The sequence below is a fragment of the Natrialba chahannaoensis JCM 10990 genome (assembly GCF_000337135.1).
Lineage (GTDB): Archaea > Halobacteriota > Halobacteria > Halobacteriales > Natrialbaceae > Natrialba > Natrialba chahannaoensis.
Map to the genome: position 1 here is coordinate 1 of NZ_AOIN01000100.1, position 16,308 is coordinate 16,308.

The 16,308-nt window shown below is 63.8% G+C and carries 16 protein-coding genes, 1 tRNA gene and 2 pseudogenes; 12 read left to right on the forward strand and 7 right to left on the reverse strand.

Annotated features, from left to right (window positions below; translation table 11 throughout):
- A pseudogene (locus C482_RS19450) lies at positions 1-531 on the reverse strand (3-hydroxy-3-methylglutaryl-CoA reductase); the annotation flags it as partial.
- A gap of 176 nt (positions 532-707) precedes the next feature.
- On the opposite strand from C482_RS19450, the gene C482_RS19455 reads away from it, so the two are divergent.
- The 5 genes from C482_RS19455 to C482_RS19475 all read left to right on the forward strand — a co-directional run bounded on the left by C482_RS19455 (position 708) and on the right by C482_RS19475 (position 6,424).
- A complete protein-coding gene (locus C482_RS19455) occupies positions 708-2,378 on the forward strand; it encodes an amidohydrolase (RefSeq protein ID WP_006169535.1) in 1,671 nt (556 codons plus the stop codon).
- A 186-nt stretch (positions 2,379-2,564) separates the two neighbouring features.
- Positions 2,565-3,794, forward strand: a complete 1,230-nt coding sequence (locus tag C482_RS19460) for an ABC transporter permease (RefSeq protein ID WP_049897035.1) — start codon at positions 2,565-2,567, stop codon at positions 3,792-3,794.
- Positions 3,795-3,880: 86 nt separating this feature from the next.
- Positions 3,881-4,639, forward strand: coding sequence for a hypothetical protein (locus tag C482_RS19465; RefSeq protein WP_006169537.1), 759 nt, complete (start codon positions 3,881-3,883; stop codon positions 4,637-4,639).
- 251 nt (positions 4,640-4,890) lie between these two features.
- On the forward strand, positions 4,891-5,187 hold the full coding sequence (locus C482_RS19470; RefSeq protein WP_006169538.1) for an AbrB/MazE/SpoVT family DNA-binding domain-containing protein: 297 nt from the start codon (positions 4,891-4,893) through the stop codon (positions 5,185-5,187).
- Between the two features lie 253 nt (positions 5,188-5,440).
- On the forward strand, positions 5,441-6,424 hold the full coding sequence (locus C482_RS19475; RefSeq protein ID WP_049897018.1) for an LLM class flavin-dependent oxidoreductase: 984 nt from the start codon (positions 5,441-5,443) through the stop codon (positions 6,422-6,424).
- Positions 6,425-6,435: 11 nt separating this feature from the next.
- On the opposite strand, the gene gfo6 is transcribed toward C482_RS19475, so the two are convergent.
- Positions 6,436-7,548, reverse strand: coding sequence for a D-xylose 1-dehydrogenase Gfo6 (gene gfo6 / locus C482_RS19480; RefSeq protein ID WP_006169540.1), 1,113 nt, complete (start codon positions 7,546-7,548; stop codon positions 6,436-6,438).
- A gap of 210 nt (positions 7,549-7,758) precedes the next feature.
- Between gfo6 and nadA the strand changes: the two genes are divergently transcribed.
- The 5 genes from nadA to C482_RS19505 all read left to right on the forward strand — a co-directional run bounded on the left by nadA (position 7,759) and on the right by C482_RS19505 (position 13,582).
- A complete protein-coding gene (nadA, locus tag C482_RS19485; protein WP_006169541.1) occupies positions 7,759-8,892 on the forward strand; it encodes a quinolinate synthase NadA in 1,134 nt (377 codons plus the stop codon).
- A 4-nt stretch (positions 8,893-8,896) separates the two neighbouring features.
- A complete protein-coding gene (locus C482_RS19490) occupies positions 8,897-10,477 on the forward strand; it encodes an L-aspartate oxidase (protein ID WP_006169542.1) in 1,581 nt (526 codons plus the stop codon).
- Between the two features lie 38 nt (positions 10,478-10,515).
- Positions 10,516-11,418 (forward strand): carboxylating nicotinate-nucleotide diphosphorylase, encoded by a 903-nt coding sequence (nadC, locus tag C482_RS19495; protein WP_006169543.1) that lies wholly within the window; start codon positions 10,516-10,518, stop codon positions 11,416-11,418.
- A gap of 139 nt (positions 11,419-11,557) precedes the next feature.
- Complete coding sequence (locus C482_RS19500; protein WP_006169544.1) at positions 11,558-11,992, forward strand: hypothetical protein; 435 nt, start codon at positions 11,558-11,560, stop codon at positions 11,990-11,992.
- 96 nt (positions 11,993-12,088) lie between these two features.
- Positions 12,089-13,582: an aldehyde dehydrogenase family protein gene (locus C482_RS19505; protein WP_006169545.1), complete on the forward strand. Its 1,494-nt coding sequence runs from the start codon at positions 12,089-12,091 to the stop codon at positions 13,580-13,582.
- Positions 13,583-13,618: 36 nt separating this feature from the next.
- Here the strand turns inward: C482_RS19505 and C482_RS19510 are convergent, their stop codons facing one another.
- From C482_RS19510 to C482_RS22555, 4 genes and pseudogenes are all read right to left on the reverse strand, one after another.
- Positions 13,619-13,861 (reverse strand): hypothetical protein, encoded by a 243-nt coding sequence (locus tag C482_RS19510; RefSeq protein WP_006169546.1) that lies wholly within the window; start codon positions 13,859-13,861, stop codon positions 13,619-13,621.
- Between the two features lie 245 nt (positions 13,862-14,106).
- Positions 14,107-14,190: transfer RNA gene (locus C482_RS19515), tRNA-Leu, on the reverse strand.
- A gap of 106 nt (positions 14,191-14,296) precedes the next feature.
- The gene (locus tag C482_RS19520) at positions 14,297-14,647 is read right to left on the reverse strand and encodes a ferredoxin (RefSeq protein WP_006169547.1); all 351 of its coding nucleotides are present in this window, start codon (positions 14,645-14,647) and stop codon (positions 14,297-14,299) included.
- A 51-nt stretch (positions 14,648-14,698) separates the two neighbouring features.
- Positions 14,699-14,850 (reverse strand): annotated as a pseudogene (locus C482_RS22555) (short-chain dehydrogenase); the annotation flags it as partial.
- 61 nt (positions 14,851-14,911) lie between these two features.
- Between C482_RS22555 and C482_RS19525 the strand changes: the two are divergent.
- Together C482_RS19525 and C482_RS19530 are read left to right on the forward strand one after the other, a co-directional pair.
- Positions 14,912-15,343 (forward strand): hypothetical protein, encoded by a 432-nt coding sequence (locus C482_RS19525; RefSeq protein ID WP_006169548.1) that lies wholly within the window; start codon positions 14,912-14,914, stop codon positions 15,341-15,343.
- 12 nt (positions 15,344-15,355) lie between these two features.
- A complete protein-coding gene (locus C482_RS19530; RefSeq protein WP_006169549.1) occupies positions 15,356-15,595 on the forward strand; it encodes a helix-turn-helix transcriptional regulator in 240 nt (79 codons plus the stop codon).
- A 110-nt stretch (positions 15,596-15,705) separates the two neighbouring features.
- On the opposite strand, the gene C482_RS19535 is transcribed toward C482_RS19530, so the two are convergent.
- Positions 15,706-16,224, reverse strand: coding sequence for a peptidylprolyl isomerase (locus C482_RS19535; RefSeq protein WP_006169550.1), 519 nt, complete (start codon positions 16,222-16,224; stop codon positions 15,706-15,708).
- Between the last annotated feature and the right edge of the window lie 84 nt (positions 16,225-16,308).

The window sequence follows — 16,308 nt, forward strand, 5'->3', positions numbered from 1 at the left end:
GTAGGTGTCGACGGCGAGCAGTTCGCCGTGGCTGGTGGTCGACTCGGCGGCCTCCCGAAGCGCATCGACGTTGTCATCGACCCACTCGACCGTTTCAGCGGCCTCCGCAACGCCCTCGACCCGAAACACGGGGGCGCGGGTCATCCCGTTTTTCGTCACGCGGGCGTCTGCGCCGTCGGCCGATCGAATCACCGAGAGACCGCGGTTGACCGACGCCAGCAGCGCCCCTTCGGTCGTCGCCATCGGTAGGTAGTGCTCGCCGTTGGCCGCGCTGCCGGAGACATCGACCGGACCGACGACACCCATCGGAATCTGGGCCGCGCCGATCATGTTCTCGACTGCGGAGTCGGCCTGCTCGGCGGGGAAGGCGTAGTCGCCGGTAGTGCTGAGGTCAGTTCCCGTCTCGCGTTCGACGAACAGACGTCGGGCCTCGGCCGCGGTGTCGGCGTCGGTGTGCTCCTCGAGTTCGTGGATGCGGAGGTCGCCATCCTGTACGCGGTCGGCGAGGGCCTCCGGATCGGTCGTGGTCATGCGTTGGTGGAGACAGCGGTGTCTCCTAAGGGTTGCTGATTCGCGCGGGTGCTTCTGGAGCAGTGTTCCGTCCCGCCGGTCCTGCCCGCTCCGCCCCGTCACGGACCGCAGGCGAGCGCAAACCAGTCGCGTCCCAAATCGGTTTCTCTTTGCCCCTGGTTTCCCACACCACGACCATGACCGAAGCCGCCGATCTGCTGCTCACGAACGCGGAGATCCACAGCCTGACGGCATCCGACACCGTCCACGAAGCCGCTGCGATCCGCGACGGCGAACTCGTTCGTCTCGGCGACACCTACGAAATCGAGTTCCTCGAGGGCGTCGAAACCGAGGTTATCGACTGCGAGGGCCGCACCGTCCTCCCGGGCTTCATCGACGCCCACACCCACCTCGACCACCTCGGCGAACACCTCGTCCACGCCGACCTCTCGGCAGTCGACTCGCGGGCAGAGGCACTCGAGTCCCTTGGCGTTCGCAGAGACGAAACAGCGGGTGCAGCGGGTGCAGCGGGTGTATCGGGTGGGACCGACGACGCCGAAAGCGACTGGATTCTTGGGTTTGGCTACGACGAGAGCACGTGGGACGAGACGGCAGAGTACCTCACGCGCGAGGACCTCGATCAAGTCTCCGAGACGCGCCCCATCGCCGCGATTCGGGTCGACGGTCACACGGCCTCGCTGAACTCCGTCGCGCTGGCGCAACTCGAGGACGACCTGCCTGACGAAGAGGTCCACGTCGAGGCCGGCGAACCGACCGGCGTCATCGTCGAGGACGCGATCGGCGTCGTCAAAGATGAAGTCGCGGCTGGGCGAGCAGAGATGCGCGAGATCATTTCGGCGGCTGCGGAGCACGCGGTCGAACTCGGCGTGACGGGCGTCCATGACATGGTTCAACGTTCGACGGCCGCCCGAGCCTATCGCGACTTGGCAGCCGAGGGCGACCTACCGCTTCGCGTGCGGATCAACTACTGGAGCGACTTTCTTGAGCACCTCACCACGGCCGGCATGCCGACGAACGCGGGCAGCGAGCGCGTGCAGGTGGGCGCGATCAAGTCCTTCTCTGATGGGAGCTTCGGCGGTGAGACGGCGAAGGTATACGAGCCGTACGTCGGCGCGGACGGGGGCGAGGATGGAGATGGAGACAGAAAGGTGGGTGCAGACACAGACGACACAAGCACAAACGCAAACACAGACACAGACGACGGACGCGGCCAATGGGTCGTCGACCCCGACGAACTCGGCGACATCGTCGACCGCGCGGACGCCGCAGACCTCCAGCTCTCCATCCACGCCATCGGCGACGAGGCCATCGAGGAAACGCTCTCCCTACTCGAGTCCACCGCCGATCCGGCCGGCTCGCGCCACCGTATCGAGCACGCCGAACTCGCCGACGACGACCAGTTGGCCCGGATGGCCGACGCGGGAATCGTCGCCTCGATGCAGCCCAACTTCCACCGCTGGGCCGACGAAGGCGGACTCTACGACCAGCGCCTGGGGGAAGAACGGCGCAAGCAAACCAACCGATTCCGCCGCGTGCTCGAGGCCGGCGTCCCGCTCGCGTTCAGTTCGGACTGCATGCCGCTCGATCCGCTGCTCGGCATCCACCACGCGGTCAACGCCGGCACGGACGCCCAGCGCCTCTCGGTCACCGATGCGATACGGGCCTACACGCGCGGTGGCGCGTACGTCGGCTTCGACGAGGATCGACTGGGGACCGTCGAGGTCGGCAAGCGCGCCGATCTGGTCGTCCTTGAGAAGTCGCCGTGGGAGCAGCCCGAGGCGATCGATGAGATTGACGTGGCGATGACGCTGGTCGACGGCGATGTGGTGTACGACGCCGCTGAGTGACTGTAGTGCCTCGGAGTGACTGGGGGTGACCTGACTTCCGTGGACCGGAGCGACCGACAGTCCAACGGACAACGTTCGCAGTCAGTACAGCGACCGCCCGATTCTCACGCTTGTTGATCGATTGCAACGACTAACTGGCTGTACGAGGTAGCGAGCGCCAATGCGCTCGCGTGGGCCGTGGTCGACGTGAACCTACTCGAGAGCCTCCGAATTAGCTGGCGGTCGATCACCTCCCACAAGCTTCGCTCGACGCTGACCACCATCGGCGTCATCATCGGTATCGCGGCGGTGATCACCTTCATGGTGCTCGGCTCGGGCTTCTCCGAGAGCATCGTCGGCGATATCGAGGACGACCAAGAGCCGGTGATGCTCGTCCAAACCCAAACCGAACCGGAGGGTGGCTTCGGTATCATGCCGGTCGAGACGCCGATCTACACGGAGAGCGACATCGAGGCACTCGAGGAGATCGACGGCGTCGAATTCGTCGCGCCAGAGGGATCACTCGACGTGGTCCAGACCGAAACAGACGAAGAGCGGGTGACCGGCGTGATCGACGTGCAGGCGACAACAGACGATGCGTTCGAGTTCACACCGTTCGTCGACGGCGAGACGTTCGACGGCGACGCTGAGGACGAGGCGGTGATCAACGAACCGGCGAATCAGGTCTTCGAGGAGAACGTCTCGACGGGCGACGAGCTCACGCTCACCTTCGAGGACGGCGAGACGACGACCGTGACGGTGACGGGCGTCATCGAAGAAGAGTTCGGCGGCCAGACGCCACCACACGTCTACGTTCCAGCCGAGTCGTACTACACGACGACGATCGAGACACCTGACGGCGACGACGAGCGTGCGTATCCGCTCCTCCAGATCGGCGCTGAAGACGTTGAAGCGATCGAACCGACGCAGGACGCTATCACCGACTATCTTGAAACGGACTCCCACGCAGCCGAACTGAAACAGGACGGTGATCAGATCGAGGTCCAGACCGTCGAGGACGCTATCGACCAGTTCATGGACCTCGTAAACCAGCTCACTGGCTTCGTCGCCGCCGTCGCCGCCATCGCGCTCGTCGTCGGCTCCATCGGCATCGCGAACATCATGATCGTCAGCGTCACTGAACGCACTCGCGAGATTGGAGTCATGAAATCCATCGGTGCAACGAAGCGAGACATCATGCAGCTGTTCCTCGTCGAAGCCGTCATCCTCGGGCTCGTCGGTGCCATCTTTGGCATCGCGCTCGGTCTCGGCGTCGGCTCCCTCGGCGTGCAACTCATTGGGTGGCCGATGGTCTACCCACTCGAGTGGATCGCCATCGCGGCAGCGGTCGGGATCGGTGTAGGTGTCGTTTCGGGGTTGTATCCGGCCTGGCGAGCGGCGAGGGTGGATCCGATCGAGGCGTTGCGTCACGAGTGAGCTGTCGGGGGTATACTGCAGCTCCGCCGAATGTGCAGAGCCGTCGAACCGCTACCGTTATGGTCCTAAACTGAGACGTTCCGCCGATGGTTGGACTCGCACTGCTCCTCCTCGGCATCGCCGGCTTCCTCTACACCGGCTACCGACTTCGCCCCGCCTACCACGTCTACCGCGGCGACACCGACGACGTGATCACCGCCGAGCGCGCTGACGGCCCGGTCGAACTCGAGGGCACCGCAAGCGAAATCACCGGCACTGTCGAGGCCCCGCTGACCGGCACACCCTGTCTCGTCTACGAGTACGAGGTCGAAGAGCACCAGTCAAGCGGCAAGAACTCCTCGTGGAACACCGTCGACAGTGGGATGGGCGGACTCCCGTTCCGACTCGAGGACCGCACGGCGAGCGTCCGCATCGAACCGGCTGGTGCCGACCTCGCCCTCTCCACGTCGGCCAGCACCAAAATCGACGGCGGTGAGCGCGAACCCGAGTCGATCCGGCGATTCCTCGAGCACGAGTCTGATCTCGAGTCCGAGAACTCCTCGCTCGATCTCGGCGTCGTCGAGCTCGCGACGGGGAACGACCGAAAGTACCACGAGCGCCGGCTCGACCCCGGCGAGGAGGCGTACGTCTTCGGCCAGTCGCGCTACGACGTAGAGGCTCGCGAGACGATGCGCGACATCAGTGCCGTCGTCGGCGACGGACCGGACACACCGGCGTTCGTCGTCGCGGACTCGTGTCAGGACGGAGCCGCCAGATTGCTCGTCAGACAGCAACTCTCGTGGCTCGCGATCAGCGCAATCGTCTTCGTCTTCGGACTCTGGATGACGGCTGAAACGGGATTCTGAACGGCAACGGGACTGCCGACGTACAATTTTTGCACACGGAAAAGGGTCTCACACGGACTGCTGTAAGTCCTTTATCGAGCAACCGCGAACTGTCCTGCGGTTGTTCCGGTAAATCGTTACAGTAGACCGTATCAAGCCGTACTGCAGCGTGATTGGTGGTTATTGCAACCACTTGCCACTCTCGCTGAAAGGTCGAACGTGGTGCGCTGGGTAATACATATACAGGATCACACCTTGTTCTAAAGTAATATATGCCGCGCGTCACCACCGAAGGTCAGGTCACGATCCCGAATGAGATCCGGAAGGCGCTCGGAATCGAACCCGGTGACGAGGTCGTCTTCGAGGAGGTTGGATCCGGTTACAAGATTCAGAAGAAGGAACCAATGACAGCGGATGGTGAGGACCCCTTCAAGAGACACCGTGGAAGCGCTGACAGGAGTGACACTATGCCTGGACGAATTCGTCGACTCCGTGGAGGATCTCCCCGAGTCGTCGGTGATGAGAACGACGACAACGTCTTCAGAGCCAACCGTGACGACAGCGGTTGATGCGAACGTCCTTCTCACGCCTCTCTACAGAAAAAGCAGGCCGAGTGCATTGGGGTCGTACGGAAGACGTTGTCTCCCGTGATCAAGCGAACCGTCGGGTTCGCAGACCTCGCGGAATCTCAGATTCTGCTTAGTGACGAGACGCTGGGCGTCTCGAACTGCTTGACCCCGAGGCGGTTCACAATGTATATGTCACCGCTCCAGCGTAGAGTGAGCACGGACACTTTTATCAATTCACATGTATCCTCCGGCTATGGACGTAGGACTCATGGTCACGTCGTTCGGGGACGTCGACCAGGCAGACATCGCCGTTCGGGCGGAAGAACGCGAGTACGACGCCGTCTGGGTCGGGGAACTCTGGGGCGCGAGCGGCGTCGTCCAGCTCACGGAGATGGCCTGCCGGACCGACGCGATCGACCTCGGGAGCGCGATTCTGAACGTCTACTCCCGGTCGCCGGCCGTGCTCGCGATGACCGCAGCCTCGCTTTCGCAGGCTTCCGACGGGCGATTCAGACTCGGACTCGGAACGAGCACGCCGAAGGCCGTCGAGGATCTGCACGGCATGTCCTTCGATCGGCCCGTTCGGCGCGCCCACGAGACGATCGAGCTGATTCGCGAGTTCACTGCTGGCGACGGCGAGCCGGTCGACTACGAGGGGCAACTCCTCCAGGCCGCAGACTTCCCTTCGATCGACGCGCCGGTGCCGATCTACCACGCCGGACTCGGTCCGGCGAACCGACGTGTCGTCGGTCGGCTCTGTGATGGCTGGATCCCGCACAATATCCCGTTCTCGAATCTCGATTCAGCCTTCGAAGAGGTTGCGGACGCCGCACGCGAACGCGACCGAGATCCCGACGGGATCACCATCGCACCGTACGTTCCCTCGGCGGTCAGCAAGGACGCCGACGAGGCCCGCGAGACCCTGCGCCAGCACGTCGCCTACTACGTCGGCAGCGGCGAGGGATACCGGCATGCAGTCTCGACGGTCTACCCCGAGCGAGCGGACCGAATCGCGACGGCCTGGCGCGAGGGCGAGCGGGCGGCCGCCACCGAGGCAGTCTCAGACGAGATGCTCACTGACCTCGGCGTCGCAGGCACGCCCGACGACGCACGCGACCAGCTCCGGACGCTGGTGTCGGAGACCGGCATCGACCACCCGATCGTCGTCGTGCCGGAGCCGGCCTCGAACGCCGTGACCGAGGCGACAATCGACGCGCTAGCGCCGACGCAGCTGTAACCGGCCCTCTTCTACTCTAACCCCACCCGACAGTGCGTCTCCGCCGACTCGTACGCCGCCTCGATAATCGCCAAATCCATCACCCCGTCCTCGCCGTCCGGCTCCGGATCAGCCCCCGTCAACACGCAGTAGCCGAAATATTCGAACTCCTCTCGAACCTCGTCTACCGGCGGCCCGGTGTACTCCATCCGAACGTCGCCGCTCTCGACGATCATTTCTTGGGGCACCACGCCACCGAACGGCGACGTGATCGAAATCAGCCCGTCCGTACCGATCAACTCGAGCCAACTTCTTGCGTGTGCGTCGAAACTCGCCGTACAGGCAGCCGTCGCACCCGTCGGGAACTCGAGTTGGAACGAGACGTGTTGGTCAACCGCGTCGAACGGTGGGGCACTCGAGTGGATTTGTGCGTACACTCCGTCGGGCTCGGGCTCGAGGATGAAGCGGATGGTGTTCAGCGGGTAGATGCCGAGGTCGACGAGCGCGCCGCCGCCGGCGAGGTCGGGGTCGAGTCGCCAGGTGTCGGGGTCGGCGTGGTCGAGCAGTGGGTGGGAGAAGCCGGCGTGGGCCTGGACGACGTCGCCGATGACGCCGTCGGCGACGAGCTCCTTTGTCCGGCGGACGGTGGGTTCGACCTGGAGTCGGTAGGCGGTCATCAGCGTCACGCCGGCCTCGTCGCAAGCGTCGACGATCTCTTGGGCTCGTTCCGGCGTCGTTTCGAGCGGCTTCTCGCAGATGACGTGTTTGCCATGTTCTGCGGCGGCGATCGCGTAGCGACTGTGGAACGTGTTCGGGGTCGCAACGTAGACGGCGTCGTAGGTGTCGATGTGGTTGCCGGCGAGAAAGGCATCGTACGTGACGATGTGGTCGATGTCGAACTGTTCGTGGAGGGTTCGACACTGGTCGGGTGAGCCGGTGACCAGCATGGTCGGGTCGCAGTATCGCGAGTCCGTGATCGCGGGGAGCGCTCGATTGCGAGCAAAGTTGCCGACGCCGACGATGGCGAGTCGAACGGTCTCCGGTGTATCCGGCGCTGTCGGCTGGGCGTCCTCACGCACTTGTTCCCACTCTGTGCGCTCCCAGTCACGATGGGTGAACTCGTCGAAGGCGTCCTCGAGTGACATTGGTCTGATTCATTACGGCCGCTGGACCGAAAAACGGCTGTTACCAACAGCGGACCAGTCACGAACAGAACCTATTAGGAGGTCTGATTTACCGACACTTCCATCCCAGTAGCCGACATACTACTTCCGAATGCAACCGATGTGCCGCATTGAAGGAAAAAGTTATTCAATACCGCCGTGTGTTGTCGATGTACCGACGGGTACCATACAATGGTCACGATGGAAACTGCGGAACTGGAAACCGACCTGAGTTTGTTCAAGTACGACTCGTTAGAGCAGCTCCCGACAGCCTACCGGGACTTAGACGAGGCAGAACGAACGGACCGTATCGAAACGGCGCTCGCCGAACTCGGCGACGATGTCGTTATTCTGGGACACAACTATCAGCGACGCGAGATCGTCGAACATGCCGATTTCGTGGGTGACTCCTATCAGCTCTCGAAGGAGGCCGCCGAGGCGGACGCCGAGTACGTCATCTTCGGCGGCGTGACGTTCATGGCCGAGAGCGCGGACATCATCACCGACGACGAGCAGACGGTGATCCTCCCCAGCATGGAGGCATCCTGCCCGATGGCTGGTATGGCCGAGGCGCTCCAGGTCGACGCCGCGTGGGCGGAGATCACCGCTGCCGCGCCCGACGCGAACATCATCCCGATCACGTACATGAACTCCTACGCCGACCTGAAGGCCTTCTGTGCCAGCCAGGGCGGCCTCGTTTGCACCTCCTCGAACGCACACCGAGCCTTTGAGTGGGCGTTCGACCGCGGCGACAAGGTGTTGTTCCTGCCCGACAAGCACCTCGGCGAGAACACCGCCCACCGGCTCGGCATGGAAGACGCCATCGCCGAGTGGGACCCCTGGGATCCCGAGGGCAAGGACGCCACGGAAGTCGCCGAGAGCGATATCATCCTCTGGGACGGCTACTGCCAGGTTCACGAGCGCTTCAGCGAGGAGCATATCGAACAGGTCCGTGCGGACGATCCGGATGCCAATGTCATCGTCCACCCCGAGTGTCGCCGCGAGGTCGTCGAGGCCGCCGACGTGGCTGGCTCGACGGCGACCATCTGCGACACCGTTGCAAACGCCGAGCCGGGCGAGACGTGGGCCATCGGCACCGAAATTCACCTCACCCGTCACCTCCAGCGCTGGCACCCTGAGGTAAACGTGCTCCCCCTCTGTGGTGACGCCTGCATGGACTGCAACGCCATGCGCCAGATCGACCCCAACTATCTGACGTGGGTCCTGGAGGAACTCGTCGCCGGCCGCGAGCGAAACGTGATTGAGGTCGCCCCCGACGAAAAAGAGCTCGCACAGGTTGCACTCGATCGAATGCTCGAAATCTGAGACGATGACCGACACACAATCCACACCGAACGCAGCGAGCGCCGAAACCGCAGCCGTGGTCGTCGTCGGCAGCGGTATCGCAGGTTGTTCGGCCGCACTCGCCGCCGCCCGTGAGGGTGTCGACGTGCTCCTGCTGACCAAAGCGACGAAACCCGACGACGCCAGCACCGACTGGGCGCAAGGCGGCATCTCGACCACCCGCGGCGATCCCGCCGCGCTCACGGAGGATATCATCGCAGCCAGCGACGGCACTGCCGATCCTGACGCCGTCGACATCCTCGTTGAGCACGCCGACGCAGCGGTCGAGGACGTGCTCATCGACACCCTGGACATCGGGTTCGACGAGACCGACAGCGGCGAGTTCGACTACGCTCGCGAGGCTGCTCACTCCGAGAGCCGCATCCTCCACGTCGACGCGGCAACGGGCACCCACATCCTCCGTCCGTTCCTGAACCACGTCGACGACCACGAGCGGATCGAGGTCCGCCAGGATACGGCTGCACTCGAGCTCATCACGCACGAGGGCCGGGTCTACGGCGTGGTCACGGACGAAGCGCCCGACGGCCACCCAATCTACGCCGGGACGACGATCCTCGCAACCGGCGGCATCGGCGCACTCTACAGCCGATCGACCAATCCGGACGACGCCACTGGCGACGGGATCGCGATGGCGGCGCTCGCTGGCGCAGACGTGGCTGATCTCGAGTACGTCCAGTTCCACCCGACGGCCTCCGATTGCGAGGCGCGTAGCGCCTCGAAGCGAAGCGGCGGAGCCGCGAAGCAGGATACGTTTCTCCTCTCCGAAGCCCTTCGCGGCGAGGGTGCACTCCTCCGCAACGCCGACGGGGACCGGTTCATGCCCGATTACCACCCCGACGCCGAACTCGCGCCGCGGGATGTCGTCGCCCGCGCGGTCGAAACCGAGCGCGAGGCGACCGGCGAAGTTGTGCTCGATGTAAGCCCACTCGAGTTCGACGCTGAGTTCCCGACTATCGCCGCAAAGTGTCGCGACCGCGGCATCGAAGGCGACGAAATTCCCGTCGCACCCTGCGAGCACTTCCTCTGTGGCGGCATCGCGGTCGACGACCGTGGGCGCACGTCGCTGGATCGGCTCTACGCCGTCGGCGAGTGTGCCCGGACGGGCGTTCACGGCGCGAACCGCCTCGCGAGCACGAGCCTTCTCGAGGGACTCGTCTGGGGACTGCGGGCGGGAGAGGACGCGGCCGGGGTTGGAGCCGACCCCGACCACACAGTCGTCGACGCGCCGGACCTCCTGAACCGTGATCCCGATCTCCCCGAGCGGTTCGCCACCGAGAAGTTCGCGCGGCTCCAGCGGACGATGGACGAGTATCTCGGGCTCGAACGCAACCCCGAGGAGATCGCCCGCGCGGGTGCCGTCCTCCGGCGACTTAAGGGGGAGGTGGACGCCTACATCCGCACACGGACGGCACGTGATCTCTACGAACTGCGGAACGCGAGCGTCGTCGCGCTATTGATCGCGCGCGCTGCCAGCGAGAATGCGGAGTCCGTAGGATGTCATTACGTTGTCGAGGACGAGAGAGAACCGGAGCAGCCACACCCATAGCTCGCCATGATCGCCGACCACAACAACGAGAGGCCGACATGATCACGGACGCACAGATCGACCGCTGGCTCCACGAAGACATCGGCCACCACGACGTGACGAACCAGGTGCCCGGCGAGACGACCGGCCGACTCGTCGCCAAAGCGGACGGCGTCGCCGCCGGCCTCGAGGCCGCAGCCGCCGTCTTCGAGTACCTCGGCGTGACCGTGACGGACCAACTCGAGTCGGGCGCGCGAATCGAGGCGGGCGACGAACTCCTCGCCGTCGAGGGGAGCGCCCGCGATGTCCTCCGCGGGGAGCGCGTCGCGGTCAACCTCGCGGGCCACGCCTCGGGCATCGCGACGCGGACGCGCCGAGTTGTCGACGAAGCATGCGAGGCACAACGCGCCCCGCAGACGCAAGCGGCCGCAGACCGCGAGCAGGGAACCGAATCCAAATCCGACTCCGATTCCGGCTCCAGACCCAGTTCTACCGACGTGCGAATCGCTGCAACCCGAAAAACCACGCCTGGCCTGCGCGGACTCGAGAAGCGCGCCGTCGTCGCCGGTGGTGGCGACACCCACCGCCTCGACCTCTCGCACATGGTCATGGTGAAGGACAACCACATCGCCGAGATGGGGCTTGAGGGCGCGATCGAGCACTTCCGCGAGCGCGCGTCGTTCGCGACGAAACTCGACGTAGAAGTCGAGACAGTCGAAGACGCCCCGAGGGCCGCCGAGGCTGGTGCGGATATCGTCCTGCTCGACAACATGACGCCGGCGGAAACGCGCGAAGCCGTCTCGCTGCTCGCAGAATACGAAGGCGTGCTTGCCGAAGCCAGCGGCGGGATCACCCTCGAGTCCGTGGCCGACTACGCGGCAACAGGCGTAGACGTGATTTCGATGGGGTCGCTGACCCACTCCGCGCCGTCGCTGGATCTGTCGTTCCGGACAGGGAAGTGATCGACACCACGTGGTACAACCTGCTTTCTCATCGCTGAGTGTGTCACTCCCTGGTCTCGTACGAGCGGTCTCGGCGTTGAAATTCACTCCGTGGGTCGCGCAACGAAAAAGTGATACCGAACGAATCAGTCTACCGTCTATGGAAGACGCACACGGAACAAACATGGCGCAGTTCGAGGACAGCCCGCTCACACCCGAGCGAATCGGTGCAGCAGTAGGACTCGTCGACATCGGTCTCTTCGCCGTCATTGGCCACTTCATGTTCGAGGACCCCGCAATCGGCGCGCTCGCCGGCCTCTTCGTTGGCGGGGGTATCTTCCTGTTCCTCCCGCTGTTCATGTGGGCGGAGCCACACGGCGGCCTCGAGAACATGGCACCCGAGAACGGAAGCGGTCCGTTCCGCTCGTTCCATCGGCTCGCGGCCGGCATGGCGCTCCCGCCCGCTGGTATCGTCCTGATCGTCACACAGTTCGTCGAGTTCGATCCGTTCCTCGGCCTCGCCATCGCGCTCCTCACCGGTGCCGTCCTCTACGTCCCGCTCGCGTGGCTGCTCCCGAACGCCCAACTCGAGTAGTCGGGCGCTGCTCCCCCTGCACTCCCTGCTCGCTATCCTCACCGGGTTGCGCCTGCTGGTCCGCTGTTTTTCCTCACTGGTCAGGTAAGCCGAGCCATGACGGAGCTTCCCCTTTCTCCCGGCACCGGAACCGACGCAGAGACCGACGGCTGGAACGCGTTGTACCTCGCCGGCGAGTGGACCGATCAGGGTGATCGTGACTCGATTTCCATCCAGAACCCTTACACACGCGAGGAACTCACGACGGTCCCCGCCGGCACGCCCGCCGACGTGGATCAAGCCTACGAAGCCGCCGCAGCGGCACAGGAACAGTGGGCCGACCAACCACCGCAGGGCCGCGCCCAGGTCGTCACTGCCGCACTCGAGTTCGTCCGTGACAATCGCGAGGCGATACTCGAGTTGCTCGCACTCGAGGCGGGGAGCACGCGGATCAAGGGAGTCGCCGAGATTCAGACGGCAACGGGGATGATGCAGCAGGCGGCGAGCTTCCCGTTTCGGATGGACGGCCAGCAAACGGCGTCGATCGTCCCGGGCAAGGAGAACACGGTCGAACGCGTCCCGGTTGGCGTCGTCGGCGTGATCTCGCCGTGGAACTTCCCACTGCATCTCTCGATGCGAGCGGTTGCGCCGGCGATTGCGGCGGGCAACGGCGTGGTGCTCAAGCCGGCCTCGAACACGCCGATCACGGGCGGTCTCTTGCTCGCGCGCATCTTCGAAGAAGCGGGTGCGCCCGAGGGGCTGATTAGCGTCGTTCCCGGTTCCGGCTCCGAAATTGGCGACGAAGTTGCTGGCCACGATATCCCGCGCGTGGTCGCGTTCACCGGTTCGACGCCGGTTGGTCTCTCCGTCGCCGAGCAGGCCGCGGGAAACTGTGCGCTCCCGGCGCTCGAACTCGGCGGGAACAACGTCCACATCGTCACCGACCGGGCAGACGTCGAACAGGCCGCCGACGCCGGTGCCTTCGGCTCGTTCCTCCACCAGGGCCAGATCTGCATCTCGGCCAACCGCCACCTCGTCCACGAGGAAGTCTACGACGAGTACGTTGACCGATTGGCCGAGCGCGCCGCGAGCCTGCCAACCGGCGACCCGACCGACGAGGAGACGATCATCGGTCCAATCATCGACGAGAACCAGCGCGACCAGATTGTCGAGTACGTCGAAGACACTGTCGCAGAGGGAGCCACGCTCAAGGCCGGCGGCGATCACGACGGCCTCGTCGTCGAGCCGACGGTGCTCTCGGACGCCGACAACGACATGCCTGCCGCCTGCAACGAACACTTCGGTCCCGTCGCGCCAGTGATCCCGTACTCGAGTACCGAGGAGGCGATCGAACTGGCCAACGACACGATTCACGGCCTCTCGGGTTCGGTGCACAGCCAGGATCTCGCCCAGGCGCGTCGGATTGCAGACGGGATCGAGACGGGGATGATCCACATCAACGACCAACCGGTCAACGACGAGCCCCATGTCCCGTTCGGCGGGATGAAGCAATCCGGATTGGGGCGGTACAACGGCGAGTCGATACTCGAGGAAGTGACGACGGCAAAGTGGATTTCGGTGCAGCACGAGTCGCGGGAGTATCCGTTCTGATGGGCGCAGGTGGGGGCTTTTTGGGCATTTCTCGGCCTACTCGAGAAGGCCAAGCACACGCTGCCATCCCCAGACGAGAAGCGCGAAACCGACGACGATTGCGAGCAGGTAGAACGGGAGGGTTTCCATTGGCAGTCCATGTTCGGGGATGAGCGCGTCGAGGATGTCGTACCACCAGAGGAGTGCCAAGAGAAGAGCGAGCACGATGGAACTGGCAGCGATGACGACGGCCATTCTGTTGCCCGCAATCCGGGACTGCTCACGCTCCGGCGCGACCATGTGTCTGCTAGCGGCCGCCTTTGGGAAAGGGTGGGACTTGCGTGTTCAGTCTCGGTTCCTGAGCAGGAGGTGTCCTCGAGGCGATGGTGGTGCACCGAAGGGCGACGGAATCAGTGACAGTGGTGGTCAGAACCAGCGCGAGGGAAGGGATTTGAACCACCTGAACTTCGGTCGCTTCGCTCTTTCGTTCCGTAATTCAAACCCCGTCGTCTCGCAGTCACTACTCACGGATGTTCGCGGTAACATGCGAGGGAAGGGATTTGAACCCTCGGACCCCTACGGGAGCGGGTCTTAAGCCCACCGCCGTTGGCCTGCTTGGCTACCCTCGCACAAAAGTGCACTCGTGGATATCCGCCCCGCTAAAATGTGCGTTTCGGTGTTCGTCTCTCAGGCCAATCCATGGAGACAGCCCAGCCGTTGTGAACACGACCAGTGCTACCAGTCGACACTCAGCGTCCCGTCGCCGTGTGGATCCGGCGCAATCTCCTTGTCAGTTCGCCGGTCAATAACGTGGATACAGCCGTCGTCCTTCTTCGCCGGACAGATCTCCGCGGCGCGGACGTTGTGGTCTAGGTCCTCCTCGTCGATGAAGTACTCGTTCGGTTTCGCGATGCCGGAGGCGAGCGACATCTCCCAGTTGTCGCTGACCTCGGCGCACTTCCCGGCCCCGAAGCACTTGTTCGCCTCGAAGATTATCTTGTAGGGCTTCTCCTCGATCGGCGGCGCATCGGCCGAACCGACGTCGCTCGCGCGCTGGATGTCGTCGTCGTCGCTGTCGTCAGTCATTGTATGGCTGTTCGGCTGGGTCGACTTTCGCGTTACGGTTGTGGTGAGTCACTCGCCGCGGTCGAGACTCCGACACGCCATGATCACGGTCGCGCCGTTGCACGCGAGTTCGCGGGTAGTCTCGCGACCGGTACCGCTGTTCGCACCTGTAACGACGATCGTCCGGCCTGCTGGTCGGGGATGTCGACGGCTGTCCAGCCCAGAGGTGTCGAACGACCACCGATGGTTTTAAGCACTGGTGTAAAGTACGCTTTACTGTAAAGCATGTCCGACACCAGGCAATCGACGAACACAGTACTCGGAATCGGCAAGCGAACGTACGAACGAGCGGTCTGGGGGCTCGTTGGAATCGGCTGTCTCGGTCTACTTGCCGGTATCCTCCTGGAAGAACAGCTCATCGGAACCGCCACGTATCTCGTGACGGTCTGGGCTGCCATGATCGTGGCAGTCGTGGTTCCATACGTCAGCGACACGAAACTCGCCGACGAGCGCGATGAACGTCTTCACAACCGCGCGAGCGGGATGACAATCGGCATCGCGGCCATGGTCGGAATTGGGATTGTTCCGGCGCTCTACGTCCTTGGTGCGGGCAACTACATGACGATCTCGGCGAGGATCTGGGGTGGGATCTACCTGTTCTCGGGACTCGGGCTCCTCTATGTTGCCTGCTACATGATCGTCAGCCGTCACTCCTGACCGCTATCAGCTATGAAGAACCATCTCACCGAACGGCGGGAAGAAGCGGCGCTGAGTCAGGGCGACCTCGCCGAGGCCGTCGACGTGACACGCCAGACGATCAACGCGATCGAGCGCGAACGCTACGATCCGTCACTCGAACTCGCGTTCAAACTGGCTGCCTTCTTCGAATGTCACATCGAGGAACTCTTCGAGCCGGATATCGATCTCGACCTCGCTCCTGTTTCTGAACTCGAGCGCAACTCCGAGTGACTGCAGGAGTGTCCCAATAGATCTCTCGCAAACAGGTCTCTGGCTCGAAAACGGAATGGAACTGAACGAAACCGGACTGGGCCAAGCTGTGCCAGTCCGAACAACACTACTTACTCGTAGTCGACCGAAACCGACTCGAGTACGACCTCTTCGCGCGGCTTGTCGTTGCGGTCGGTGTCGACGCTGCCGATCTCTTCGACGACGTCCATTCCGTCGGTGACCTTGCCGAAGACAGAGTGGCGGTCGTCGAGGTGTGGCTGGGCGTCGAGCGTGATGAAGAACTGCGAGCCATTGGTGTTCGGACCGGAGTTGGCCATGCTCAGAATGCCGGCGTCGTCGTGGCGCAGTTCGTCGTGGAACTCGTCGTCGAACTGGTAGCCCGGGCCGCCGCGGCCGGTTTCGGTTGGGTCGCCACCCTGAATCATGAAGCCCTCGATGATGCGGTGGAAGGCGACGTCGTCGTACAGCGGCTCGCCGTCGACTTCCTCGCCCGTCTCGGGGTCTTCCCACGTCTTACCGCCGGTCGCGAGTCCGACGAAGTTGTCGACGGTGCTCGGTGCACGCTCGTCGTAGAGTTCGACCTCGATGTCGCCCCGGTTCGTGTGCAGGGTTGCAGTAACGTTACCCATACGTCGGGGTCGACGGGACGAGTGAAAACGGTAGTGGTCTTGGCTCGCGGGAGGACAGTGGTCACAGGCTGCGCCTCGCGGGCC